Source organism: Pseudomonas sp. B10 (assembly GCF_900156235.1).
Classification (GTDB): domain Bacteria; phylum Pseudomonadota; class Gammaproteobacteria; order Pseudomonadales; family Pseudomonadaceae; genus Aquipseudomonas; species Aquipseudomonas siliginis.
This window is the reverse complement of sequence record NZ_LT707063.1, coordinates 4611948-4636011: the sequence shown is the minus strand read 5'-3', so window position 1 is coordinate 4636011 and position 24064 is coordinate 4611948. Positions and strand designations below refer to the sequence as shown.

Below are 24064 nucleotides of genomic sequence, written 5' to 3'. Positions count from 1 at the left end.
GCAAACCGCCAAGGGAGTGCCCGACATGATCAGCACCAGAACAGGCTCACTCAGCCTGCTGGCCGGCGCGATGCTGCTGGCCAGCGCCGGCGCCTTCGCCAATGTTGAACCGGCCAAACCTGCGAACGTGGCCAAGGAACTGCAACAGGCCAAGACCTACACCGTCAGCAGCGCGCCGACCGACGCGCTGAAACTGGCCAAGCCGACCCTGCCCGACCTGTCCGGCTTCACCGCCGAAGCCGCTGCCGCGAAGATCGTGCGCAGCAAACCGGGCAAGATCAGCGTGCGCCGGATGATGCAGGAAAACGCCCTGAAGGACTTCATCGGCGGCGATAACAAGATGGCCGAATGGGTCGTGCGTCAGCACGGCATCCCGCAGGCGATCTTCATCGACGACGGCTACATGAACCTCAAGGATCTGGCGAAAAAACTGCCCAAGCAGTATTTCAGCGAGACCGCTCCGGGCGTGTACCTGGCCAAATTGCCGATCGTGGTCGGCGAGAAAGGCATCCTCGAAATCGATGGTCAGACCCAGGAACTGCGCCTGTCCCAAGAGGCCGGTTCGTTCCTGGTCAATGACGGCAAACTGTTCGTGCGTGACACCAAAGTCACCGGCTGGCGCGAGAAGGACAACGGCCCGGCAACCTTCCGTTCGCCGAAGGAATTCCGTCCGTTCCTGCTCTCCTGGGGCGGCACCGAGACCTACATCGTCAACAGCAAGATGGCCAGTTTCGGTTACGCCAACAGTAAGTCGTACGGGGTGAGTATTTCCCAGTACACGCCGAACATGGCCAAAGTCCTCAAGCGCCCGGAACCGACCGGCTGGATCGTCGGCTCCGAGTTCTCGGACATGTGGTACGGCTTCTACTGCTACGAAACCAGCGACTTTGTGGTCAAGGGCAACACCTACAAGGACAACATCGTCTACGGCATCGACCCGCATGACCGCTCGCACCGTCTGATCATTGCCGAGAACACCGTTCACGGCACGAAGAAGAAGCACGGGATCATTATTTCCCGTGAGGTCAACGACAGCTTCATCTTCAACAACAAGAGTTTCGACAACAAGTTGTCGGGCCTGGTGATCGACCGTAACAGCGTCAACAACATCATTGCCTACAACGAGATCTACAAGAACCACACCGACGGCATCACGCTCTACGAGTCTGCCGACAACCTGCTGTGGGGCAACAAGGTCATCAGCAATACCCGTCACGGCATTCGTATTCGTAACAGCGTGAACATCCGCCTCTACGAAAACGTTGCCATGACCAACGGCCTGACCGGTATCTACGGCCACATCAAGGATCTGACCGACACCGACCGTGACATCAAGCTCGACCCGTTCGACGCGCAGGTCTCGCTGATCGTCGTCGGCGGCGAGCTGGCAGCCAACGGCAGCGGCCCGCTGTCGATCGACTCGCCGCTGAGTGTCGAGCTGTATCGCGTGTCGATGCTGGCGCCGACCAAGTCCAGCGGGATCAGCTTCAACGGCATTCTCGGCGAGCGCCAGGATGAAATTCTCGATCTGTTGGTGCGCCAGCAGAAAGCCGTGCTGATCGACCCTGTCGAACGCCAGACCGAATTGCAGGACTGAGGATAATTTTTATGCACCCACACATGATCAAACTGCTCAGCCTCTCGGCCCTGACTCTCGGCATTCTCGCTGCCGGCAACGCCCGCGCCGACGCTGACGGCGCAAGCGTCACGCCACCGAAGTTCACCGCCGAACCGTGCTGCAACCTGTGCCCGGCTGCCCATGACGCGAAGAACTACACCACGCGTTATCAGCAGAACTTCACCACCTTGGTACAGGCCCAGGGCGACTGGCTGTTCCGTACCCAGGAAGACCTGCGCACCGAGTTCAACACCACGCCGGCCGGCTACAAGCGCCTGCAACAGTTGCACGATGCGTTCAAGAGCAAAGGCGTCGAGTTGGTGATCGTTTACCAGCCGACCCGTGGCCTGGTGAACCGCAACAAGCTCAACCCGCGGGAAAAAGCCGCGTTCGATTACGAGAAAGCGCTGGGCAACTACAAGACCATGCTCGGCCGTTTCGCCAAGATGGGCTACGTGGTGCCGGACCTGTCGCCACTGACCAACGAATCGCTGCCGGACACCCTGCCCGCCCACGATTTCTACTTCCGTGGCGACCAGCACTGGACACCTTACGGCGCCCAGCGCACGGCAAAAATCGTCGCCGAAAAGGTCAAGCAGATCCCGGCCTTCGCCGACATTCCCAAGCGTGAATTCGAGACCAAGCGCTCCGGGCGCATGGGCAAGACCGGCACTCTGCACAACATGGCCGGGCAACTGTGCGGCACCAGCTATGCGATCCAGTACATGGACCAGTTCACCACCGAGCCGAAAGGCGAAGCCGGCGACGGCGATCTGTTCGGCGATTCCGGCAATCCGCAGATCACCCTGGTCGGTACGTCGCACAGCGGCAAGAACTACAACTTCGCCGGTTTCCTCGAAGAGGCCATCGGCGCCGACATCCTCAACGTGGCCTTCCCCGGCGGCGGTTTCGAAGGTTCGATGCTGCAGTACCTGGGCAGCGAAGAATTCCAGAAAACCCCGCCGAAGATTCTCATCTGGGAATTCTCGCCGCTGTATCGCCTCGATCAGGAAACCATCTATCGCCAGATGATGGCGCTGCTCGATAACGGTTGCGAAGGCAAAGACGCGCAAATGTCCGCCAGTGCCACGCTGAAGCCGGGCAGCAAGCAAGAACTGCTGGTCAACAGCAAGAACCTGAACCTGCAGAATGCCAACCATCAGGTCGACATCCGCTTCGCCGACACCTCGGTGAAAACCCTGCAAGCCACCCTCTGGTACATGAACGGTCGCCACGAGGACATCAAGATCGAAAAACCGGAAACCTCCGACACCGACGGTCGTTTCGCCTTTGAGCTGCGCACGGACGAAGACTGGGCCTCGCAAAACCTGCTGGCAGTCGAAGTCCAGGGTCCTGAAGCCGGACCTGGCGCCGCCCCACAAAAAGTCGAAGCGAAAATCTGCAAACGCAACGTATTCCCGGGCGCTGGTCAACAGACCGCGCAGCTCGGGCAATGAGGTCTGCTATGCGAAATCCGAAACTGAAAAATCTGTTGGCACCGACACTCCTGAGCCTGGCGATGTTCGCCGGGGCAACTCAGGCCGCCGCGCCATTGCGTCCGCCGCAGGGCTACTTCGCCCCGGTGGATAAATTCAAGACCGGCGACAAGAGCGATGGCTGCGACGCGATGCCGGCGCCGTACACCGGTCCGCTGCAATTTCGCAGCAAATACGAAGGTTCGGACAAGGCCCGCGCGACGCTGAACGTGCAGTCGGAAAAAGCCTTTCGCGACACCACCAAAGACATCACTACGCTGGAGCGCGGCACCGCCAAGCGGGTCATGCAGTTCATGCGCGACGGTCGCCCGGAACAGCTCGAATGCACGCTCGACTGGCTGACCGCGTGGGCCAAGGCTGACGCGTTGATGTCCAAAGACTTCAACCACACCGGCAAGTCGATGCGCAAATGGGCGCTGGGCAGCATGGCCTCGTCGTACATTCGCCTGAAGTTCTCCGACTCGCACCCACTGGCCCAGCACCAGCAGGAAGCGCAGTTGATCGAAGCCTGGTTCAGCAAAATGGCTGATCAGGTGGTCAGCGACTGGGACAACCTGCCGCTGGAAAAAACCAACAACCACTCGTACTGGGCCGCCTGGTCGGTGATGGCCACCGCCGTCGCCACCAACCGCCGCGACCTGTTCGACTGGGCCGTCAAGGAATACAAGGTCGGCGTCAATCAAGTCGATGCCGATGGCTTCCTGCCCAACGAACTCAAGCGCCAGCAACGCGCCCTCGCCTATCACAACTACGCCCTGCCGCCGCTGGCGATGATCGCCAGTTTCGCCCAGGTCAATGGTGTCGATCTGCGTCAGGAAAACAATGGCGCGCTCAAGCGTCTGGGTGACCGCGTATTGGCCGGCGTCAAGGACCCTGATGAGTTCGAAGAAAAGAACGGCAAAAAGCAGGACATGACCGACCTGAAAGAGGACATGAAATTCGCCTGGCTCGAACCGTTCTGCACGCTCTACACCTGTGCGCCGGATGTGATCGAGAAGAAGCGCGACATGCAACCGTTCAAGACCTTCCGTCTTGGCGGCGACCTGACCAAGGTCTACGACCCGTCGCATGAAAAGGGCAACAAAGGCAGTTAGTCGCTGATCGTTCCCACGCTCTGCGTGGGAATGCAGCACGGGACGCTCTGCGTCCCAAAGCGTGACGCAGAGCGTCACAAGAAGCATTCCCACGCAGAGCGTGGGAACGATCATACAACCGCCCGTTTTACGTGGGGGGTTTGGGGGGCTTTGGCCCTTGACTGTTGGTTCAAACATGGAGAGATCGGGATGGTATTTTCATCCAACGTGTTCCTGTTTCTGTTCTTGCCGATCTTTCTCGGCTTGTACTACTTGAGCGGGCAACGCTATCGCAACCTGCTGCTGCTGATCGCCAGCTACGTGTTCTACGCTTGGTGGCGAGTGGACTTCCTCGCGCTGTTCGCAGCGGTCACGCTGTGGAACTACTGGATCGGCCTGAAAGTCGGTGCCGCCGGCGTCAGAACCAAACCGGCGCAGCGCTGGCTGCTGCTCGGCGTGGCCGTCGACCTGTGCATTCTGGGCTACTTCAAGTACGCCAACTTCGGTGTCGACAGCATCAACGAGATCATGACTTCGTTCGGTCTCGAGCCGTTCATCCTCACCCACGTGCTGCTGCCGATCGGTATTTCGTTCTACATCTTCGAATCGATCAGCTACATCATCGACGTGTACCGTGGCGACACTCCGGCCACGCGCAACCTGATCGACTTCGCAGCATTCGTGGCGATCTTCCCGCACCTGATTGCCGGCCCGGTCCTGCGTTTTCGCGACCTCGCCGATCAGTTCAACAACCGCACGCACACCCTCGACAAGTTCTCCGAGGGCTGCACGCGGTTCATGCAGGGTTTCATCAAGAAGGTGTTCATCGCCGACACCCTCGCCGTGGTCGCCGACCATTGCTTCGCCCTGCAGAACCCGACCACGGGTGACGCGTGGCTCGGTGCGCTGGCGTACACCGCGCAGCTGTACTTTGACTTCTCCGGTTACAGCGACATGGCCATCGGCCTAGGCTTGATGATGGGTTTCCGCTTCATGGAAAACTTCAAGCAGCCGTACATCAGCCAGTCGATCACCGAGTTCTGGCGCCGCTGGCACATCAGCCTGTCGACCTGGCTGCGTGACTACCTGTACATCACCCTCGGCGGTAACCGTAAAGGCACGCTGATGACCTATCGCAACCTGTTCCTGACCATGCTGCTCGGTGGTCTGTGGCACGGCGCGAACATCACTTACATCATCTGGGGCGCCTGGCACGGCATGTGGCTGGCGATCGAAAAAATGCTCGGCCTGAACACTTCGCCGCGCAGCCTCAACCCGATCCGCTGGGCACTGACCTTCCTGCTGGTGGTGATGGGCTGGGTGATCTTCCGTGCCGAGAATCTGCACGTCGCCGGTCGCATGTACGGTGCAATGTTCAGCTTCGGCGACTGGTCGCTGTCGGAACTCAATCAGGCCAGCCTCACCGGTCTGCAAGTGGCAACTCTGGTGGTGGCTTACGTGACCCTTGCGTTCTTCGGCCTGCGTGATCTGTACACCAATCAGCCGCCAGCCAAGACCAAACCTGAAGTCAACGTCGAGGCCGATGGCCCTGCCACGGCGACGCCGGGAATGATCAAGGCAGCGCCTGGGGAAAATCCGGCGAGCATCCACGAACCTGGCTACACCGTCGGCGTCGAAGCCCAGGTGCAACCGGCCTACTGGACCGCCGACTGGTCGCGCTACGTGATGCGCGGGCTGATCCTGCTGCTGTTCATCGCCTCGATTCTCAAACTCTCGGCGCAAAGCTTCTCGCCGTTCCTTTACTTCCAGTTCTGAGGGATCTGACATGACCCGCTCATTACGCATCTTCTACATCGCCCTGTTCCTGGTGACGCTGTTGGTCCTCGGTCTTTGGTCGGTTCGCAGCTTCTTCGGCTTCAGCACCAACGCCGATGCGACGGTGCTCAACGGCCGCTGGACCAAGGCGGTGGAAACCCACTACGACGATGAATTCCCGATCAAGCGTCTGGGCACCAACCTCTGGGCCGCGCTGGATTTCAAACTGTTCAACGAAGGTCGTCCGGGCGTCGTGCTCGGCCGCGACCAGTGGTTGTACAGCGATGAAGAATTCAACCCGATCGTCAACGAACAGCAGAACCTGCAAGGCAACTACGCGCTGGTCGAAGGCGTGCGCCAGACCCTGAAAGAGAAAGGCGTGAAACTGGTGATGGCGATCGTGCCGGCCAAGGTGCGTCTGTATCCAGAGCATCTGGATGAAGTGAAGCCTTCGAGCATTCACCAGAACCTGTATCAGGATTTCCACGCCCGTGTCGCGGCCGACAAGATCCTCGCCCCTGACCTGCTCGGTCCGCTGCAACAGGCCAAGCAGAACGGTGAGCAAGTGTTCCTGCGCACCGACACCCATTGGACGCCGGAGGGCGCCGAGATCGCCGCCAACACGCTGGCGAAAACCATTGCCGAGAAATTCCCGCTGAGCGGCGAGCCACAGCGCTTCGTCACCACGCCAGCAGAGAAGGTCACGCACAAGGGCGATCTGCGTCTGTTCCTGCCGCTCGATCCGCTGTTCGAAAACATGATGCCGGCGCCTGAGCCACTGCTTAAACGCAACACCGTGGCCGCCGAGCAACCTGCCGGTGACGACGCCCTGTTCGCCAACAGCGAAGTTCCGGTCGCGCTGATCGGCACCAGCTACAGCGCCAACCCGAACTGGAACTTCGTCGGTGCGCTCAAGCAAGCGCTGCACAGCGACGTCGTCAACTACGCCGAAGACGGCCATGGCCCGATTCTGCCGATGCTCAGCTACCTGAAAAGCGATGACTTCAAGAACAGCCCGCCACAAGTGCTGATCTGGGAGTTTCCTGAACGATATCTGCCTGTGAACAACGAAATCGGCGACGCCGACCCGCAGTGGGTCGCAGAGCTCAAACAAGCCGGCGCCCGCCAACAAAACGTAGCCATCAACACTAAATCCGAGACGCCCGATCGGGCGCAAAACTGAAAGAGAGGTACACCATGACTTTCACTACTACTCCTCGTCGTCTCGCTAAAAGCTTCGCACTGGTTGCTGGCCTCAGCGTACTTTCCGTCCCAGCCTTCGCCGGCGGCGACGCCGCGCTGTACGGCCCGACCGCTCCGAAAGGCTCGACCTTCGTGCGTGTCTACAACGCCAGCAACGCTGAAGTCAGCGCGACTGTCGGCAGCACCAACCTGAGCGATATCGCGCCACTGGCCAGCAGCGACTTCAGCTTCATGCCGGGCGGCGATTACAGCGCCAAGGTCGGTAGCCAGACCCTGCCGGTCAAACTCGCTGGTGACCACTACTACACCCTGGTCAACAACGCTTCCGGCGCGCCACAACTGATCGAAGAGCCGCCGTTCAAGAACAAGCAGAAATCCCTGGTTCGTGTACAGAACCTCAGCGACAAACCACTGACCCTGAAGACCGCCGACGGCAAGACCGAAGTGGTGCCGAACGTGGCAGCCAAGGGCCGTGGCGAACGTGAAATCAACCCGGTGAAAGTCAGCCTGGCACTGTACGAAGGCGACAAGAAAGTCGGCGACGTGAAACCGGTCGCTCTGGAGCGTGGTGAGGCAGCCGTGCTGTATGTCACCGGCAACGGCAGCAACCTGTCGCCAGTCTGGGTGAAACGCCCGGTGTCGACTCGCTAATCGCTCGAGCTATCAGCTACTAGCTTCAAGCTGCAAGTGAAGTGCTTCTAACTCACCACTTGCAGCTTGCAGCTCTCAACTGCATTTTATGGAGTAAACATTATGATTCCGGTGATCTTGTCAGGTGGTAGCGGTTCGCGTCTGTGGCCTCTTTCGCGTAAGCAGTTCCCTAAACAATTCCTCGCTCTGACCGGCGAACATACACTGTTCCAGCAAACCCTCGAGCGCCTGGTGTTCGAAGGCATGGACACGCCAATCGTGGTCTGCAACAAGGAACACCGTTTCATCGTCAACGAGCAACTGGCCGCACGCAATCTGGAATGCCAGCGCATCCTGATGGAACCGTTCGGCCGCAACACGTCGCCGGCCGTAGCATTGACCGCGATGATGCTGGTCAATGAAGGCCGCGACGAACTGATGCTGGTGCTGCCGGCCGACCACGTGCTGGAAGACCAGAAAGCCCTGCAACGTGCGCTGGCCCTGGCCACCGTCGCAGCCGAGAACGGCGAGATGGTGCTGTTCGGCGTGCCGGCAACCAAACCGGAAACCGGCTACGGCTACATCAAATCCACTGCTGATTCGCTGCTGCCCGAAGGCGTCAGCCGCGTCTCGCACTTCGTCGAAAAACCGGATGTGAAGCGCGCCACCGAGTACGTCGAATCCGGCGGTTACTACTGGAACAGCGGCATGTTCCTGTTCCGTGCCAGCCGCTTCCTCGAAGAACTGAAAAAGCACGATCCGGACATCTACGACACCTGCCTGCTGACCCTTGAGCGCAGCCAGCAGGACGCTGACACCATCACCTTCGACGAAGCCACCTTCGCCTGCTGCCCGGACAACTCCATCGACTACTCGGTGATGGAAAAAACCCAGCGCGCCTGCGTGGTGCCGCTGACCGCCGGCTGGAGCGATGTCGGCTGCTGGTCGTCGCTGTGGGAAGTCAACGAGAAAGACGCCAACGGCAACGTCAGCAAAGGCGATGTGGTCATCCAGGACAGCAAGAACTGCATGATCCACGGCAACGGCAAACTGGTCTCGGTGATCGGTCTTGAAAACATCGTCGTGGTCGAAACCAAGGACGCGATGATGATTGCCCACAAGGACAAGGTCCAGGGCGTCAAGCAGATGGTCAACACCCTCAACGCCCAGGGCCGCAGCGAAACCCAGAACCACTGCGAAGTCTATCGCCCGTGGGGCTCGTACGACTCGGTGGACATGGGCGGGCGTTTCCAGGTCAAGCACATCTCGGTCAAGCCGGGCGCGTGCCTGTCGCTGCAGATGCACCACCACCGCGCCGAGCACTGGATCGTGGTCAGCGGCACCGCCGAAGTGACCTGCGACGAGAACGTGTTCCTGCTCACCGAAAACCAGTCGACCTACATCCCGATCGCCTCGGTGCATCGCCTGCGCAACCCGGGCAAGATCCCGCTGGAAATCATCGAAGTGCAGTCGGGTTCGTACCTGGGTGAAGACGATATCGAGCGTTTCGAAGATATCTACGGCCGCTCCACCCCGATCGAACGCGGCGTGTCGGTGAAAACCATCGCGCAGTAATCGCCTGCTGAAACAAGAAGCCCTCGTCCAGCCCGTTGCGCTCCCTATCCGCAGCGGGCTGGGCGGGGGCTTTTTTTGTCTAGCCGAAGACTGAATTGCGGCGTCTCGCCAGTGGTGAATCTTCATCGACCGACTCGCCTTCCGTCGCCTGCGCCAGCCCCGCGGGACCTCGTGTAAACGCGGCTGCAAACAGTTGCTGCGCCAACGGTGTGGGCGTTGATTCCGGTTCTGCGAACAACGGCTGCCGCCGGGTCGATCGATTGAAGGACTGCAAGTCGACCGCCGGACTGTTCGAGGAGATGGCAAGAGGCACGGCAACGGGTGTGCTGAGCAGTTTGTACTGGATCCGCGTCTGAGCCTCGGAAACCTGCATGGCATTGCCCATTGCCACACTCAGTGAGCCCACCAACTGAGCTGCGGGGTTAGCGGCGTGCATCAGCAGATTTCCGCCGATCTGGAAGCCTTTGGCCACGGCTCCGCGCCTGGCTGCAAGCACTTGCGGTTCTTCGACAGGGCTGTTGAACGCAACGGACATGGGTCCCATGATCCGGCTGGTGGTCTCCTCCCCCAACACCCGATTCATTGTCGAAGAAACGAATTCACCGGAGTGGTACAGCACGGCCCCCGAAGGTGGCGCGGTGTGCGTCCGGACGGCGGCAATGACATGTGCCTGATGTGTGTTGAGCACGGAGTTGTCCCGGGCTCCCAGCTCTGCCAGCGCTACCGGTATTTCGCGGCGGTAGGCCTGGACGTCGGGATTTGGGTCATTCTCGAAGTAACGGCGCACGGGCTGCATGCCGGCGGCTTGCACGGGATTGACCAGTTTCTTGTCGGCAAGATCGTGATACACCCGGTCGCCAGCACGCTTGTCGGGCTTGTCGGGCTTGCGCCCGTCGCTGTCCCTGTAAGTCATTGGGTTGTTGCGCAGCGCGCGATAGCGATTATGGCCGTCGATCGCTCCGCCAGGATCGCTGTTCAGCCAGCGTTGCAGCCACGGCACGTAATAGCGAAACCCGTAATAGTAAAGTCCCGTGGCGTCACGTTCCTTTGCCGAATACCGCGCGGTCTTGTAGCTGACGTCGGGTTCTTCGGCCCACGCCGTTGCACCGAACGGATAAAAATGCTCGCGGCTGATCAGTTGCGCATCCGCGTCCAGCTCAAGACTGATTGAGCCCAGATGATCATTGAAACTGTATCGGTAGAGATTATTGAGGCCGGTCGGCGGTGCGCTTTGCCAATGCAGGACGCGTACGATATTGAGTCCGGTCCGCACGATGATCACCTGCAGGCTCTCACCGGTGCCGGTATCGGTGCGTAACTCCAGCGCCGGCAGATAACGCACCTGGGCAAGAAGACTGCGCGCAGAGGTCCGTGACGAACGCATTTTGCATACCCGCTGACCGGCGCCGTCATAGAGATAGCTTTCTCGGTCATCGGCATCTGATCGGCGTGAGACGACCACGACCGAGTCCAGCTGGCAACGCAGATTCCACTGCAACCGGCGTCCCTGATCCAGCACCAGCAAATTACCCCGCGGATCGAAAGCTTCCGCGATCTCTGCTTCAGAGGGCGGCTTACCGTCGTGCCACGGCAAACACCGATTGCTATAGCGTGCGGCCTGCAGTTGATGACCTGGACTCTGTTGGCCGACGTGAGTCAGCTCGCACAAATTGCCGCCGGCGTCATAACGATAATTCTGGCTGTAGTTGGCAACAGCGGTCGGCCCGCCACCGCCAACGCCGGCCTCCCAGCCAGTGGCATGGGACAACTGATAAAGGCTGTCATAGCGGTAACGACTGACCGGTTCGATGCGCTGGTTGGCGAACCAGCGCACGGGCAATGCCTGGTCTTCGATACTCGTTACATTGCCCATCGGGTCGTAGGCGTAGATCAGATGCTGCAGCACATTGCCCAGATTGTCCCGAGCATGGCGAGTGAGCAGACGGCCGTCTTCGGGACGGTAGCTCAGCGTAGTCAGCACGCCGTTGCCTGCCAGTTCATGAGTGACTTGTCCGTAAGCGTCGTAGCGAATATCACTGACGACCGAATGGTTCTGCGTCTGAAGTTTGAGCCGTATTTCAACTGCACGTAACTGGCCGTGGAGAGTCAGTGCGAAGGCCTGCCGATTGCCACCGGCATCGATCTGTTCGAGCACAGGTCCCAGCGGGGCATAGCGCCATTGTGTGGTTGCCCCTTGAGGTTCGAGCAACTTCTGTCGATCGACGATCGCCTCTGGCCAATCCGCGGCAACCGGCTCAAGCGTGAAGTGACGGATGTTTTCACTGCACTGCCCGGTGATCGCAAACTGCGAGAACAGAACACTGCCGCCGGGATCGTCATGACGAATCACTTGACCGAGCTGATTGCGCAGCGGATCGCCCGCGCCGGGACGGCCATAGGCAAGTCGCTCGGAACAACGGCGAGGTACGCCGGTGCCTTCCTCGAACACCGCGACAGGTCGCAACAAGTCATCGTATGCAATTTCACGGCATGTGCCACGGCTGTCCCAGTTGCACAGCGTCTGGCCGGCCAAACCCGGCAACTGGACCTGGACTCCCGCATCGGTACTGTCCGAGCGCAGCGCGATATCGGTCAAGGCATGGACAGTGGTGAGGCTGGCGGGCGCCTGTGGATCAATCGCCTGCAACGCCCACAATCGCGCATCCCATTGTTTGACTGCACGGCCGGCGTTGTCGCGCAACGTCCGCTCGATCCGGGGCTCGCTTGCCAGCGCCGCATCGGCGCGCCAGTAGTTGACGTTGAGGATGGCCAACCCGCGCGGATCGTTCACGGCAAGCGTTGGCGTATTGCTGTGGATGCCCATAATGCGTCAACGTCCCAGTGTGCCCTTGGCTCATGAGAGCAAGCGCGGAACCGCATTCCTACTGTCAGAAATTACAGTCCCGACCAACGGTGCGATCAAACTCGTCCCGAATACCCATTGCGCCAAGCCTTCGGTAGGATGGGGCTCACTCACCCACGGAGCGCTCACGCATGTTCATCGGCATCCTGCTGGTCATTACCTGGCTGATCCTGCTGCTGCGCTACCCGGCCAAGGCCTTGCCGGTTTCGGTAGCCGCTGCGATTGGCCTGGGTTTCGTGGCCATGTGGGTGGTGTGGCTGGACAACCGCGAGATCAAGCAACTGGCGCGCCTGGAACTGCGCATTGCCTACGCTCCCGAGCAATGCCCGGCCGACCGTCCACTGCAATTGAAAATGAACAATGGCAACAATGTGCCGCTGACCGAGCTGCGCTGGCGCATCGCCGCTTATGCGCCGGGCGATACGGTCAACCTGGCCGACAATCAATACACTGCCCCACGCTATCGCGGCCCCGGCGAATTGCAGGCCGGCGCGACCTGGGAAGACTGCTTGCCACTGCCGCCGCTGCGCCCCGGCTATCGTCCGCAAACCCTGGAGTTTCGCGCCGAGCATTTGCAGGGTAGTTTCTCTGACTGATCCCCTCCTCCGACTGTTTGCACAAGGAATGCGCCATGCCCGTTGCGTTGATTACCGGTTGTTCCAGCGGCATCGGCCGCGCCCTCGCCGACGAGTTCAAAGCGGCAGGCTACGAAGTCTGGGCCAGTGCGCGCAAGGCTGAAGATGTCAGCGCGCTCAGCGCTGCCGGTTTCACCGCTGTCGAGCTGGACGTCAACGATGGCGCCGCGCTGGAACAACTCGCCGAGCGTCTGAGCCAGCAACACGGCAGTCTTGATGTACTGATCAACAACGCCGGTTACGGCGCGATGGGGCCACTGCTCGACGGCGGCGTGCAGGCGATGCAGCGCCAGTTCGAAACCAACGTATTTTCGATTGTCGGCGTCACCCGCGCGTTGTTCCCGCTGCTGCGTCCGGCCAAGGGGTTGGTGGTGAATATCGGCAGTGTGTCGGGTGTGCTGGTCACACCATTTGCCGGCGCCTACTGCGCTTCGAAAGCGGCGGTGCATGCGCTTAGCGATGCGTTGCGCATGGAGCTGGCACCGTTTGGCATCCGTGTGATGGAAGTCCAGCCCGGTGCGATCGAATCGAGCTTTGCGAAGAATGCCGGACATGAAGCCGAGCAGTTGATCAACGAGCAATCGCCGTGGTTTCCCCTGCGTGAAGGCATTCGCGCACGGGCCAAGGCGTCGCAGGACAAGCCAACCCCGGCCAGTGAGTTTGCGGCTGAGTTGTTGAAAGCGGTGCGGCAGAGCAAGCCGCCACGGCTGGTTCGCATCGGCAACGGCAGCCGGGCGTTGCCGTTGTTGGCGGCGTTGTTGCCGCAAGGGTTACTCGAATCGACGTTGATGAAGCGGTTCGGGTTGCGCGCCAAGCTCTGATCCCCAGTCGTTGCGACCAGCGGTAGCCAGACCTGTCAGAGTTGACAGTAGGCGCCCTCTGAACTAAGGCCTATCGTGAGTTCAAGCCAGGTGAACAGTGTCGAGTCCGTGTTAGCGCCCGGCGAGTAAACCGACCTCACGACAACCGCGCAGGGACGTATATGGCAATCGCAAAGAAGGCCGCGAACATCAGGGCGACAATCGACGCTACATGGGGAAGCGGCCAAGGCAAACTTCAACTTGACGATATATTCCAGGACGACCCGACGAAGTCCCGGCCCCTCACGGGGTCGACGCTGCTGCGCGATAAATCGTTGCTGGTCACCAGTACCTTCGATAACGGCGTCTTCTTCGTTGCCAAGCTGAACCACTTGGGTGCCTTAGACTTGGCGTTCGGTGTCGAAGGGCGTGTCACGGGTTCGTTCCTGGCCAATGAGCAGGCCTCTGGCGGGCCGATTGCAGAAGGTGCCGACGGGCGGCTGTTCATGGCAGGCAGCACAGCCAATGAGGAATCGAACGAGGTTAGCGCTGCGATTCTCTGCCTTGACAGCAAAGGCAATCGAGTGAGCAGCTTTGGCGAGAATGGCCAAGTCATCATCGATCCCCCAAACACACAACGGCTTACGAAAAAAGGCCCGGCATTCGTCTTCGCGCTACCCGATGGCAGCGTTATTGTCGGCGTTGATTACCACACGCCTGACGTGCTCAGGGCGCACCTTTACAAGTTCGATGCGCAAGGCGCACCCGTGAAGGCATTCGGCACAGATGGCCGAGTTGAAATAAATCACGGGATGCCGCATGCATCGACCTCACTCAGCGACGGTTGCGTGCTCGACAATGGACTCTTGTTATTTGCAGGCTACGAAAAATACGAGCCCGACGTGAACACGGACGGTCTCGTCGTGATGTTGAATTCAGACAGTGGCGCGCTCCATGAGAGTTTCGGCCTCCCGGAAAGACCCGGGGTTGTGGTAGTCCGGTACAACTCCATGGGTGCCGAACTCAATACTGTGAGACAGCGAGCCCCTGATAGATTTACGGCATCTGGCTACACCAACATGGGCAACGGTGTCAGTGAGCGATACGGCATGTTGTTCGCCTTCGATGAAAAAGGTAAGCCCGATTTTGGCGTTTTCGGCAATCCGAATGTCATGCCACTCCCACCAGATCTCGGCAGCGACAGGCGAGTCAACTGGGCGGACCATGTTCCTTTCGCTGATAACATCGTAGTTTCTGGTGGAGACGAGAAGGGCAATTATATTGCCTGTGTGAAAACCCGTAGCGGTGGCTACAACTCCGATTTTTCAGACGCGGGTGGCGTCATCCATCGCGACGAGACCACCGACTCGCTCTCCAGGCTTCATTATCAGCAGGCCCCAGGCAAATTGATTATTGCCCTCAACATCAATCCAGAAAACCCTCTGGGTTGTCTGTATCGCTACAACATTTCCCAGTAGCTGGAAGCATCACCGCGTCGCCCTGGTCAGGGGCGACGCGGTCGATCAATTGCCTGCCTGGTCCTGCTTCACCACTACCGTGCAAGTAATCCCCGCCGCCAGTAACACGCCCTCTGGCACCTCATCAATATGAATCCGCACCGGCACGCGCTGCGCCAGCCGCACCCAGTTGAACGTCGGGTTCACGTCGGCAATCAGTTCGCGGCTTTCCGGGTTGTCGCGGTCGTAGATCCCGCGCGAAATGCTTTCGACATGGCCCTTGAGCACTTCGCCGCTCATCAATTGCATGTCGGCTTGGTCACCTACTTTGACGTGAGGCAGTTTGGTTTCCTCGAAAAAGCCGTAAACCCAAAATGAATTCATGTCGACCACGGCCATCTTCGCCTCGCCGATGCGCGCGTAGTCGCCGCGATGCACATTGAGGTTGGTCACGTAACCGTCCACCGCCGCACGCACTTCGGTGCGTTTGAGGTTGAGTTCGGCGGCTTCCAGTTGCGCCTGGGCGTGTTGGTAATCGGCCAGCGCGGCGTCGGCGATGTTGCTGGCGTCGTCGCGGTTTTCCTTGGAGATCACCAGATTGTCGAGGTCGGCGCGGCGATGGGCGTTGACCTTGCGCATTTCCCAGGTCGACTTGCGCGAAGCGACCAGTGACTGCGCCTGCTTGACCGCAATGCGGTAGTGCTCGGGGTCGATGCGCATCAGCAGATCGCCCTTTTTCACCAGTTGGTTGTCACGCACCGGCACTTCGACCACTTCGCCGGTGACGTCGGCGGCAACGTTGATGATGTCGGCGCGAACGCGGCCATCGCGGGTCCACGGCGTGTTCATGTAGTGCTCCCACAGCGTGCGGCCGATCCACAGCGCCAGGGCCAGCACCAGCAGGGTCGCGAGCAGGCTGAAAAACTTTTTCATCAAGATGTTCTCAACGGTAGACAGTCAGCGCCATGGCGCCGAACAGACAGGTAAACAGGCTCAGGCGCAGCAACGCCGGGTGCCAGAAAAAGCGGTACAGGTCGAACCCCGAGAGGAAGCGGTCAACTGCCCAGGCCAATCCCGCAGCAATGAAAAACATCAGGGTCATGGTCGGCATGTACACGCCGTGGAAGGCGATTTCACGAGGCATGGGCGAGTCCTTCGGGCCGGGCAGAAGCGAATTCGGCCAGGGGTGATTGCGGGTCGAGCAACGAGGTGCGGATAAAGTGCAGATAGCTCTTCACCCGGCGCAACGCCGAGGTATCGAAGTGCGGCGCGAACGGCTCATCGGTGGCGGCGACGCGGCTGATCGCGTGATCGACCGCCACCAGTGCGCGTTCGAGATTGCTGGCGTTCGGCTGCAAAAACAGGCGTACCAACGCGCGCCCCATCACGCGGATTGCCTGACGCCACGGCTGCGATTCGGCATACGCCGGGTGCACCGGCAGGATCGCCTGCTCCTTGCGCAACTCGATAATCGCGTGGCCGACTTCCAGCACCACGAACATCCAGCGCAGCAGACTCTTCTGCACCTTCGGTTGCCCTGCCGCGAGGCCATAGGCCTGATGCAGCAGATCGCGGGTGCGGCTCTCGAAACGCGAGGCCAGGCCCTTGAGTTTGCCGCTGATCGCGTAGACCACTTGCCCGCGCAAGTCCTGCTCCAGGCGCTGCCACAGCCAGCGACTGTTCGGCGGCAGAATAATCGCCCCCGCCGCCGCACACACGAGCATGCCCATGACCATGGCGATGTAGTCGTTGATGAAGGTGTAGGGGTTGTAGATCGTGAGATTGTCCGGCACTGAACCGGTGCTGAAAAAAATCAGCAGGCCCAGTCCGACCCCGGCGTATTGCGGCCGCGAGGCGAGGAACGAACCGAGCACGATCACCGGCGCGAGCATCATGCAGAGCAAGGGGAAACCGTCGATCAACGGGAAGATGAAAAACATCTCGACGAAGCCGATCAGCGCACCGAGAAAAGTCCCGCAGGCCATTTGAAAAGCCATGCGTTTCGGGTTCGGTGTGGCGGCGGAAAGGCCGACGGTGGCGGCGGCGATCAGGGTCATGGTCGCCCCGCTCGGCCATGCCGTGGCGACCCAGTAACTGCCCAGCACAATCAGAATGAACGAGGCGCGAATCCCCGAAGCGGCCGCCGCCCACCAGTTGGTTTGCGGGGTGAACGGCTCGTCCCAGCGTTCGCGTTCGTGGCGGTGATCGGCCAGGGACGCGTGGGTCTGCGCATAGCTGTGCAGGTCATCGACGAAGCGGTAGAGCAATTCATAGGCGGTGTGGAAATCCAGTTGTTCGGCTTCGCTCGGACCGGTGTCCTGAAAGATCCCGCGCAGCGTTCGGACACGTGCCGGCAGACCTTCCTTGTAGCTGGCCAACGCGGTCGCCAAACGAGCCGCATCGGGGCTGGTCAGGGCGCGACCGCTGAAGCCGTCGAGCACTTCGGCGAGGTCCTGCAAGCCCGGTTTGATCGCTGCCACGACGTGCTCTTCGCCATTGCCGTGCAGGCGCTCGAGCAACTGATGCAAGGCGTTGAAACGCGTGGTGATGCCCATGAACTCGCTGTTCAATCGGCTCAGGCGGCCGTTGCGCCGGCGCATGTGCGGGTCTTCGAACACGGTCACGCTGCGCAGCCCCTCCAGACCGACGGCTTCGGCAATGAAGCGCACGTTGCTGGCTTCGAACGCTTCGGCTTTGCTGCGCCCGCGCAAGCCATCGGTGACGAAGCGCGCGAACACACCGAAGCGCTGATACAGGGCGTTGCGCATCGCCGCACTCGAGGTCTGCGGCAGAATCGCCGCGCTGATCAGCGTCGAACAGAGAATCCCCAGCGAGATTTCCAGAACCCGCCATACCGCCGCCATAAAGGCGCCGTCCGGGTGCGCCAGCGCCGGCAGACCGACCATCGCTGCGGTGTAACCGGCGAGCACAAAGCCATACGCGCGAAAGTTGCGGCAACGTGCGGCACCGGCTGAGCAGATGCCGACCCAGATCGCCAGCGAGCCGAGAAACAGCTCAGTGTTCTGCGCGAACAAAGCGATCAGCGTGACCATCATCGCCGACCCGGCCAGCGTGCCGAGCAAGCGATAGAAACTCTTGGCGAACACCTGACCGCTCTGCGGCTGCATGACGATAAACACCGTGATCATCGCCGTGCGCGGTTGCGGTAGTTCCAGACGCATCGCCAGCCATAGCGTGAGAAACGCGGCGAGCAACACCTTGAAGATATACACCCAGGTCACGCCATCGCTGCGTGCCCAGTCGAAAAAACCGCGACGCCATTCCAGGGAGTGGAGCCAGCGCAGGGGGGCGGGCAAGGAGGTCATTGGAAATACTCAGGCATGCAATGCGGACTCGAAACCTGTGGGAGCGAGCCTGCTCGCGAAAGCGCAGTCTCAGGCAACATGTTCATTGACTGATACGCCCCCTTCGCGAGCAGGCTCGCTCCCACAATGGATGCTGTGTTCACCGCAGCGCCGCCGGGGTTTTCGGGGCTTGGGTCTGCTCGGCTGTCGGCACGTCATTGCCCGCACCGAGGCCGCCCCCCAAGGCAGTCACCAGCTCGGCATGCGCACTCAACCGCGCGGCCTGCACTTGCTGCTGAACCTGCTGTTGCTTGAACAGCAAGGTCTGCGCATTCAGCACATTGAGGTAATCGGTGAGGCCGCGTTGATAAGCGATCATCGCGATGTCGTAGGTTTTCTGTGCTGCGGCCACGGACTCGGCGGCGAAGTCCTGCTGCTTGTCCATCGACTCGCGGCGGATCAACTGATCGGAAATGTTCTTCAGCGCATTGATCAGAGTCTGGTTGTAGTGCGCCACGGCGATGTCATAACCGGCCGCCGCTTCGCCCAATTCGCCACGCAGTCGGCCGCCGTCGAAGATCGGCAACGAGATCGCCGGGCCGACGTTGTAGTTGAGTTTCTTGCCGGTCAGAAACTCCAGCGCGCCGCCGCCCGTGGCCATGTAGCCGAGGCTGCCGACCAGATCTACATTGGGGTAAAACCCGGCGTGAGCGACATCGATACCGCGCGCCTGCGCCGCCACTTGCCAGCGACTGGCGACCACGTCCGGACGCTGGCCGAGCAGTTCGGCAGGCAATGCCGAGGGCAATTTCAACGGCGCCGCGAGGGACAGCGTCGGCCGTTGCAGTTGCGCAGCAGCGCCCGGCCCTTTGCCGGCCAGCGCAGCAATCTGGTTGCGGCTCAGGGCGATTTCCTCGTCCAGCGCATCGAGTTGGCGATGGGTTTCCGGCAACGGCGTTTCGGCCTGGCTGACTTCGAAATGCGTGCCGATGCCACCGCTCAAACGCTTCTGCGCCAGATCGAGAATCTGCTGTTGCTGCCTGAGCATTGCGGCAACGATGTCGCGCTGGGCGTAATGCAGCGACAGCTCGATGTAGGCGCGGACGATGTTGTTCTGCAGTTCCAGCTGCGCCAGGCGCGCCTCGGCCACGCTCACATGGGCCAGATCCACCGCGCGTTCACTGGCATTGCGCTCGCGGCCCCAGAGGTCGAGGGCGTAGCTGAAGCCGAGCGCGGCGTTGTTGTCCCATGTGGTGGTATTGGCCAGTTCGCCGGGGCCGTAGAACTGATCGGTCGGCCAGTTGTGGCGCTTGAGGGTCGACTCGCCATTGATCTGCAACGCCTCGGCCGCTTCGGCAACACCGGCCATGGCCTTGGCCTGACGCACCCGCGCAGCGGCCATGGCCATGCTCGGGCTGCCTTGCACGGCGAGGTCGATCCAGCGATTAAGTTGCGCATCACCAAACGCCTGCCACCATTGGGCGCTGGGCCAGTGGGCGTCTTTGGCGGCCTCGGCAATGGCCGCGTCGGTGGCCAGTGAATCGGCCGCGAGTGCCTCGCCGTGAGGGGCAATGCCTTGGGTAGAGATGCAGCCGCCGAGAGCCAGGGTTAAAGCCAGAACACTGAGCGGCAAAAGCGCTCTGTTGATGCGACGCGGCACAGCTGCGAATTCCTGAGAGAGGGATAGATCGAGGACCGTGCAGGAGCTGCCGCAGGCTGCGATTTTTGATCTTGATTCCCTTAAAACAAAATCAAAAGATCGCAGCCTTCGGCAGCGCCTGCACAGGATCGGCGCAATTCTATGGAGCTGCCTCTGCGGCGATAAGCTGGGATTTCTGTGAATCTTTGTTACGGTTAACGAGATAATCCCTTGGTCGGGGGTCTCAGCCCCTGAAACTTCGTGTCACAATTTGCCATCTCCCTTGAGAGCACCCCATGGACACTTTGCAAAACATGCGCGCCTTCAGTTGTGTTGCCGAAGCGGGCAGCTTCACCGCCGCCGCCGTGCAACTGGACACCACCACCGCCAACGTCTCGCGCGCGGTCTCCAATCTGGAAGCCCACCTGCAAACCCGCCTGCTCAATCGCACGACCCGGCGCATCGCCCTGACCGAGGCCGGCAAACGCTACCTGCTGCGCTGCGAGCAGATCCTCGCCTACGTCGAAGAAGCCGAAGCGGAAGCCAGCGACGCCCACGCGCGCCCCGCCGGCCAACTGAAAGTGCACACCATGACCGGCATCGGTCAGCACTTCGTCATCGACGCCATCGCCCGCTACCGCAAGACCCACCCCGACGTGACCTTCGACCTGACCCTGGCCAACCGCGTGCCGGACCTGCTCGACGAGGGCTACGACGTGTCCATCGTGCTGGCCAGCGAACTGCCCGACTCCGGCTTCGTTTCGCAACGCCTGGGCATCACCTACAGCATCGTCTGCGCCTCGCCGGCGTACGTGAAAGCCAACGGCGCCGCGCAGAAACCCAGCGACCTGCTCAACCACGCGTGCCTGCGCCTGGTCAGCCCGGTGATCCCCCTGGAGAAATGGGCCTTCGACGGCCCGGACGGCCAGGAAACGGTCACCATCAACAGCTCACCATTCCTGGTGAACTCCGCCGACGCCATGAAAACCGCCATCACCAGCGGCATGGGCGTTGGCGTGCTGCCGGTCTACGCCGCCATCGAAGGCCTGCGCAACGGCACCCTGGTGCGCGTGATGCCGAACTACCGCTCGCAGGAACTCAACCTCTACGCGATCTACCCGTCGCGGCAGTACCTGGATGCGAAGATCAAAACCTGGGTGGAATATTTGCGTGGATCGTTGCCGGAAATATTGGCGGCGCATCAGGCGGAATTGGTTGCGTATGAGTTGAGCGGGAGTTTGGCAGGCGTCCGCGTTGCGACCTGAGTTTTAAACACTCGCAGGTTTCGTGCAGGAGCTGACGAGTGCAACGAGGCTGCGATCTTTTGATCTTGCTGTTTAAAAATCAACGGATCGCAGCCTACGGCAGCTCCTACATCGCGGTGTTTTCAAGGAAGTTTCCGACAGGTTTTGCAGGTTGTCCGTCGGAAGAGCGCTGGCTAGGATTTGGTGGTTGCTGACGAATCAGCGACCGGACTTGGTCGTCCGGGTTTAGAATGGCGCACATTTTCAAGCATGCTTAATGGCGAGCTGTGCGTGGGAGGGCCTCGTCCCTGCCGGGTTTCCATTCCCTGGTCGACCAACCCGCGTACGGTTCGCCACCCGATTGCTTGGTCGCAGTCAGTGGCGAACTCCACTTCCAGAATGGAGTTTCACCATGTTCAAACCCACACCCAATCCCCCCGAATCCGAAAGCACCTCACCCTACCAATCCCCCGACTCAACGAAACTCCACGACGCCGCCGAGCGTGCGCTGGATCACTACCTCAAACCGCCCGCCAGCGCGCAGCAAAACCACAAACCCAGCACCATGTTCCAGGTCGCCCCGGACCAGGACAACGAAAGCCTGCTGGCCCACGCCTGCGAATCCCTCGCCTCGGCCAGCATCATGAGCAGCGACATCGCCGCCCACGTCGACAGCCCACAGCGGCACACCATACTGGCCATCCAGCAGGTGATCATGCTGGCGGAACTGGCGGTGAACCGCGTGTTGGATAACTACGAAGTCCACCAGCCCCCGTCACACAATTGAACCTCTGTGGGAGCGAGCCTGCTCGCGAAGGCTTCGGCACATTCAACATTCGGGTGTCAGATAAACCGCTTTCGCGAGCAGGCTCGCTCCCACAATGCTGGATCGTGTACATCAGCAAGATATGAGTCGGCTGTCAGGCCGCTTTCGCTGGCAAGCCAGCTCCCACAGGGACGGGGTGAATCTGGCAGAGATGGGTTGGCAGTGGAGACGCCTTCGCGAGCAGGCTCGCTCCCACAATTCTGGATCGTGTACATCAGCGAGATATGAGTCGGCTGTCAGGCCGCCTTCGCTGGCAAGCCAGCTCCCACAGGGACGGGGTGAATCTGGCAGAGATGGGTTGGCAGTGGAGACGCCTTCGCGAGCAGGCTCGCTCCCACAATTCTGGATCGTGTACATCAGCAAGATAGGAGTTGGCTGTCAGGCCGCCTTCGCTGGCAAGCCAGCTCCCACAGTTTGAATCGAGTACATCAGCGAGAAACAGGTCGACTGTCAGGCCACCATCGCGAGCAGGCTCACTCCTACAAAAGCAAAGGCAAAGCAGCGCAGCTGCCCGCGGCGAAGCCGCCCCACTCAACAATGAGCGCAAGCTCGAGTGCTCTTGATCTTGATCCACCGGCGACGTCGGAAGGCTGAGCGGAGGGATTGATCCGGGGGTGGGAGCGCAGCGACCGTCTGGCGCAGCCAGACACAGCGGAAGGAGGTGCAGCGAAGCAAACCGGAGCCGCTGCGCCCGGATCGATCCCGCAGCGAAGGAACCCGAGCCTGCGAGGGCCGAACGCAGGAGCAAGCCTTTTCGGTTACCTTTTTGGCGTTTGAAAAAGGTGACCCGCCGTAAGGGCGGAACCGTAATCAGCAACACCCGAAGAAACGGATATTCACCCAAAACCCCAAGAACCTGGTCGGCCCAGAGGCCGCCAAGACAACCCGAGCGAGAAAATGTTAGCGTGCTTGCAATCAAGCCCCGACGAGCCCAAGCCCAATGAAAAAAACAGTCCTGGCCTTCAGCCGCATCACCCCGCCCATGATCGAACGCCTGCAAGAAGAATTCGACGTCATCGTCCCCAACCCCAAGACCGGTGACATCAACGCCCAGTTCAACGAAGCCCTGCCCCACGCCCACGGCCTCATCGGCGTCGGCCGCAAACTCGGCCGCGCACAACTGCAAAGCGCAACCAGACTCGAAGTGGTCTCGAGCGTCTCGGTCGGCTACGACAACTACGACCTCGACTACTTCAACGAACGCGGGATCATGCTCACCAACACCCCCGACGTGCTCACCGAAAGCACCGCCGACCTCGCCTTCGCCCTGATCATGAGCAGCGCCCGCCGCGTCGCCGAACTCGACGCCTGGACCAAGGCCGGCCAATGGCAGGCCAGCGTCGGCGCCCCGCTGTTCGGCACTGATGTGCACGGCAAGACCCTCGGCATCGTCGGCATGGGCAACATCGGCGCCGCTGTCGCCCGGCGCGGGCGCTTCGGCTTCAACATGCCGATCATCTACAGCGGCAACAGCCGCAAGACCGAACTGGAACAGGAACTCGGCGCGCAGTTCCGCAGCTTGGATGAGCTGCTGGCCGAAGCCGATTTCGTCTGCCTGGTAGTGCCGTTGAGCGACAAGACCCGCCACCTGATCAGCCATCGCGAACTCGCGCTGATGAAGCCGAGCGCGATCCTGGTCAACATCTCGCGCGGCCCGGTGCTCGACGAACCGGCACTGATCGAAGCCCTGCAAAACAACCGCATCCGCGGCGCCGGGCTGGACGTCTACGAAAAAGAACCGCTGGCCGAATCGCCGCTGTTCCAGTTGAAAAACGCCGTGACCCTGCCGCACATCGGCTCGGCCACCACCGAGACCCGCGAAGCCATGGCCAACCGCGCCTTGGCCAACCTGCGCAGCGCCCTGCTCGGCGAACGGCCGCAGGATCTGGTCAACCCGCAAGTCTGGCGCGGCTGAAAAAAAGGG

General features: G+C 60.7%; 18 protein-coding genes. 13 read left to right on the top strand and 5 right to left on the bottom strand.

The window, feature by feature from the left end; all coding sequences use genetic code 11:
* The first annotated feature begins 25 nt into the window (after nucleotides 1-25).
* The 7 genes from algG to BXA01_RS20955 all read left to right on the top strand — a co-directional run bounded on the left by algG (nucleotide 26) and on the right by BXA01_RS20955 (nucleotide 9371).
* Nucleotides 26-1597 carry a mannuronan 5-epimerase AlgG gene (algG, locus tag BXA01_RS20985; protein ID WP_076567791.1) on the top strand — a complete coding sequence of 524 codons (1572 nt, stop codon included), beginning with the start codon at nucleotides 26-28 and terminating at the stop codon, nucleotides 1595-1597.
* A gap of 11 nt (nucleotides 1598-1608) precedes the next feature.
* The gene (locus tag BXA01_RS20980; protein ID WP_076565960.1) at nucleotides 1609-3075 is read left to right on the top strand and encodes an alginate O-acetyltransferase; all 1467 of its coding nucleotides are present in this window, start codon (nucleotides 1609-1611) and stop codon (nucleotides 3073-3075) included.
* 8 nt (nucleotides 3076-3083) lie between these two features.
* Nucleotides 3084-4208, top strand: coding sequence for a mannuronate-specific alginate lyase (locus BXA01_RS20975; protein WP_016771602.1), 1125 nt, complete (start codon nucleotides 3084-3086; stop codon nucleotides 4206-4208).
* Nucleotides 4209-4397: 189 nt separating this feature from the next.
* Nucleotides 4398-5963: an MBOAT family O-acyltransferase gene (locus BXA01_RS20970; RefSeq protein WP_024011674.1), complete on the top strand. Its 1566-nt coding sequence runs from the start codon at nucleotides 4398-4400 to the stop codon at nucleotides 5961-5963.
* Between the two features lie 10 nt (nucleotides 5964-5973).
* Nucleotides 5974-7146 carry an alginate O-acetyltransferase gene (locus BXA01_RS20965; protein ID WP_076565958.1) on the top strand — a complete coding sequence of 391 codons (1173 nt, stop codon included), beginning with the start codon at nucleotides 5974-5976 and terminating at the stop codon, nucleotides 7144-7146.
* Between the two features lie 14 nt (nucleotides 7147-7160).
* Nucleotides 7161-7817 (top strand): alginate O-acetyltransferase AlgF, encoded by a 657-nt coding sequence (locus BXA01_RS20960; RefSeq protein ID WP_016771605.1) that lies wholly within the window; start codon nucleotides 7161-7163, stop codon nucleotides 7815-7817.
* Nucleotides 7818-7919: 102 nt separating this feature from the next.
* Nucleotides 7920-9371, top strand: a complete 1452-nt coding sequence (locus BXA01_RS20955) for a mannose-1-phosphate guanylyltransferase/mannose-6-phosphate isomerase (RefSeq protein WP_024011673.1) — start codon at nucleotides 7920-7922, stop codon at nucleotides 9369-9371.
* Between the two features lie 79 nt (nucleotides 9372-9450).
* Here the strand turns inward: BXA01_RS20955 and BXA01_RS20950 are convergent, their stop codons facing one another.
* The gene (locus tag BXA01_RS20950) at nucleotides 9451-12195 is read right to left on the bottom strand and encodes an RHS repeat domain-containing protein (protein WP_076565956.1); all 2745 of its coding nucleotides are present in this window, start codon (nucleotides 12193-12195) and stop codon (nucleotides 9451-9453) included.
* A gap of 170 nt (nucleotides 12196-12365) precedes the next feature.
* Between BXA01_RS20950 and BXA01_RS20945 the strand changes: the two genes are divergently transcribed.
* The 3 genes from BXA01_RS20945 to BXA01_RS20935 all read left to right on the top strand — a co-directional run bounded on the left by BXA01_RS20945 (nucleotide 12366) and on the right by BXA01_RS20935 (nucleotide 15147).
* Nucleotides 12366-12830 carry a hypothetical protein gene (locus BXA01_RS20945; RefSeq protein WP_056783040.1) on the top strand — a complete coding sequence of 155 codons (465 nt, stop codon included), beginning with the start codon at nucleotides 12366-12368 and terminating at the stop codon, nucleotides 12828-12830.
* Between the two features lie 35 nt (nucleotides 12831-12865).
* Nucleotides 12866-13690, top strand: coding sequence for an SDR family oxidoreductase (locus tag BXA01_RS20940; protein WP_076565954.1), 825 nt, complete (start codon nucleotides 12866-12868; stop codon nucleotides 13688-13690).
* 161 nt (nucleotides 13691-13851) lie between these two features.
* Nucleotides 13852-15147 (top strand): hypothetical protein, encoded by a 1296-nt coding sequence (locus BXA01_RS20935; protein ID WP_076565952.1) that lies wholly within the window; start codon nucleotides 13852-13854, stop codon nucleotides 15145-15147.
* Between the two features lie 45 nt (nucleotides 15148-15192).
* On the opposite strand, the gene BXA01_RS20930 is transcribed toward BXA01_RS20935, so the two are convergent.
* From BXA01_RS20930 to BXA01_RS20915, 4 genes are all read right to left on the bottom strand, one after another.
* Nucleotides 15193-16059 (bottom strand): efflux RND transporter periplasmic adaptor subunit, encoded by an 867-nt coding sequence (locus BXA01_RS20930; protein WP_076565950.1) that lies wholly within the window; start codon nucleotides 16057-16059, stop codon nucleotides 15193-15195.
* Nucleotides 16060-16069: 10 nt separating this feature from the next.
* Entirely contained in the window at nucleotides 16070-16270 is a 201-nt protein-coding gene (locus tag BXA01_RS20925) for a DUF1656 domain-containing protein (RefSeq protein WP_016771611.1), read from the bottom strand.
* Nucleotides 16260-18452: an FUSC family protein gene (locus tag BXA01_RS20920; RefSeq protein WP_076565948.1), complete on the bottom strand. Its 2193-nt coding sequence runs from the start codon at nucleotides 18450-18452 to the stop codon at nucleotides 16260-16262. The genes BXA01_RS20925 and BXA01_RS20920 overlap by 11 nt, the downstream gene beginning before the upstream one ends.
* Nucleotides 18453-18591: 139 nt before the next feature.
* Nucleotides 18592-20091 (bottom strand): efflux transporter outer membrane subunit, encoded by a 1500-nt coding sequence (locus BXA01_RS20915; protein ID WP_076565946.1) that lies wholly within the window; start codon nucleotides 20089-20091, stop codon nucleotides 18592-18594.
* A 275-nt stretch (nucleotides 20092-20366) separates the two neighbouring features.
* Between BXA01_RS20915 and BXA01_RS20910 the strand changes: the two genes are divergently transcribed.
* The 3 genes from BXA01_RS20910 (at nucleotide 20367) to BXA01_RS20900 (ending at nucleotide 24055) form a co-directional block, all read left to right on the top strand.
* Nucleotides 20367-21335 (top strand): LysR family transcriptional regulator, encoded by a 969-nt coding sequence (locus tag BXA01_RS20910; protein WP_076565944.1) that lies wholly within the window; start codon nucleotides 20367-20369, stop codon nucleotides 21333-21335.
* Between the two features lie 391 nt (nucleotides 21336-21726).
* A complete protein-coding gene (locus BXA01_RS20905) occupies nucleotides 21727-22101 on the top strand; it encodes a DUF6124 family protein (protein ID WP_076565942.1) in 375 nt (124 codons plus the stop codon).
* A gap of 979 nt (nucleotides 22102-23080) precedes the next feature.
* A complete protein-coding gene (locus BXA01_RS20900) occupies nucleotides 23081-24055 on the top strand; it encodes a 2-hydroxyacid dehydrogenase (protein WP_076565940.1) in 975 nt (324 codons plus the stop codon).
* The last annotated feature ends 9 nt before the right edge of the window (nucleotides 24056-24064 follow it).